Below are 1,643 nucleotides of genomic sequence, written 5' to 3'. Positions count from 1 at the left end.
TCAGCTGTTCTTGATGGGGATGTTGGTGAGGCGGTAGGCGGTGTCTGGGGGTGAGTACTTGCCCTTGGGGTGGTCGAGGGTGGTGGTGTCGCCGCCGGGGTCGGGCCAGACGACGCAGACGGTGGTGGTGCCGCCTTTGAGGCGGTCGTAGAGGTTGAGCTCGGTCAGGGGGAGGTGCTGCTTGTTGTAGGCGTCGAGGTAGTCGGCGGGGAAGATGCGCTCGCCGTTGCTGAGGAGGGTCAGGCCGTCGCTGGCGAGGAGGGTTTGTACGGCGCTGCCGTCCTCGTCGCGCTGGTTGGACAGGGCCGTCTGGGGGTCCTGGAGCAGGGGGTGGAGTTGCGCGCCGGTGGAGCCGTTCTTGACGGTGCAGGTGACGGTGCCCAGGAGGTAGCCGCCGGAGCGGGTGACGTGGTCGAGGGTGATGGTGACCTCTCCGCTGGTGTCGCCGCTCTTGGTGGTGAGGGTGACGCCTTCGGGGCCTTTGGCGACGGGGCCCTGAGGGTCGGGCAGCTTGCCGCTGCTGGGGTTAGTGGCTGTGCTGCTGCTGTTGGGGGTGGGGGTGGTGCTGTTCTTGGTCGTGGTGCCGCCGGTGGGGGTCAGGGTGATCTCGACGCGTCGGTTGGCGGCGCGGGCCTGGTCGCTGGTGTCGTTGATCTTGGGCTCGGACTCGCCCTTGCCGGAGACGGATGTCTGCCACTTGTCGAGGCTGGTGAGCTGTTCGAGCCTGGTCTTGACGGCGTTGGCGCGTTTCTCGGAGAGGGTCTGGTTGTAGGCGTCGTCCTGGACGTCGTCGGTGTGCCCCACAATCGTCAGGGCCCCGCCGTCGGGGTACTGGGCCAGCTGGGCGGACACGGTCTTGAGCTGGGTGTCAGCCTGTGGTGTGAGGTCGGCGGAGTCAGAGGCGAAGGTGACATCTGATGCCAGGGTGACGGTGATGTCCTTGCCGCCGGCGTGGGTGCTGGTGGAGTCATCCAGGGCCCGGGTATAGCGCTCAATAGTAACTGGGGCCGTATCTTTATCTTTCGTGATGGCGTTGGGCCACTTAGCAAGTTCCTGCTTTGCCGTGGTGAGGTTGATGCCGGCCTTCTTGGCGTCGTTGGCGTCCAGGACGGAGACGGTGGTGAAGCCGGCCATGGGGACCATGACGGTGACGGAGTCGGTGTCGACCTTGCCGAAAGAGAGGTAGGCGGTGGTCTCCTCGCCGGGGCTGAGGTACAGAAAAGCACCGCTGCCGTCGACGGCGCTCCACACCCGACCTGAGCCCAGGTCGAGAAGTTTGGTCCATGAGGCGCCGGTGCCGGGGCCGTAGGTTGTCGGAGCTCCCAGATAGTTGTCAGTCTTGAGCTTGTTGTCGTCTCCGCCGTAAGAGCTGATATTGATCTCTTTCACAGAGGCGTCGTCGGATGCCCGGGTGAGCTTCAGGGCGATGTACGAGGTCTCGTCCTGGCGGATGACGGGGGAGACCTCCACACTCACCTTGTGGCCCATGACGTGACCGTCAAGCTTCTGCCACTCGGTGCTACCCGTCTGAGCGCTGCCAGCCGTGGCTGGCCTGCTAGCGGTGGAACCCGACGGCGAGGCCGACCCTCCCTTGTCCTTGGAGACTCCCGGCAGGTCACAACCCGCCAGCACCGGCAAACCCA

1 protein-coding gene is annotated in these 1,643 nt (G+C 65.4%); it reads right to left on the bottom strand.

Annotated features, from left to right (window positions below; genetic code table 11):
• On the bottom strand, positions 1 to 1,643 hold a 1,643-nt coding region (locus tag HMPREF2883_RS01980), incomplete at its 5' end, for an OmpA family protein (RefSeq protein WP_256277286.1).

This window comes from Actinomyces sp. HMSC075C01, assembly GCF_001812965.1.
In the GTDB taxonomy this organism is placed as follows: Bacteria; Actinomycetota; Actinomycetes; order Actinomycetales; family Actinomycetaceae; genus Actinomyces; species Actinomyces acetigenes.
Note: the sequence above shows the minus strand (reverse complement) of the source record. Positions and strands in the feature narration are given on the sequence as shown.